This window comes from Belnapia arida (assembly GCF_016773205.1).
Classification (GTDB): domain Bacteria; phylum Pseudomonadota; class Alphaproteobacteria; order Acetobacterales; family Acetobacteraceae; genus Belnapia; species Belnapia arida.
Genome location: NZ_JAETWB010000215.1, coordinates 1 through 274 on the forward strand (window position 1 = coordinate 1; position 274 = coordinate 274).

At 67.5% G+C, this 274-nt stretch carries 1 protein-coding gene; it reads right to left on the reverse strand.

All coding sequences use genetic code 11. The annotated features are described in order from the left end of the window. On the reverse strand, positions 1 to 248 hold a 248-nt coding region (locus JMJ56_RS33450), incomplete at its 3' end, for a response regulator (protein WP_202836164.1). Positions 249 to 274 lie beyond the last annotated feature (26 nt).

The window sequence follows — 274 nt, forward strand, 5'->3', positions numbered from 1 at the left end:
GCCGAGTAGCCCGACGTCAGCAGGATTCTGAGATCGGGGCGCAGACGCCGTGCCCGCTCGGCTAGCTGTATGCCGTCTACGCCTCCCGGCATCACCACGTCTGAGAACAGGACGTCAATGCGTTCACCGCTCTGCAGGTGCTCCAGTGCCTCCGCCGCGTCGCGCGCGGCCAGGGTCCCGTAGCCGAGCTCTCGTAGGCTCTCGACGGCCATGTCGAGCACTGCGGGTTCGTCTTCGACCACCAACACCACCTCGCCTCCCGTGGCCTCACGCG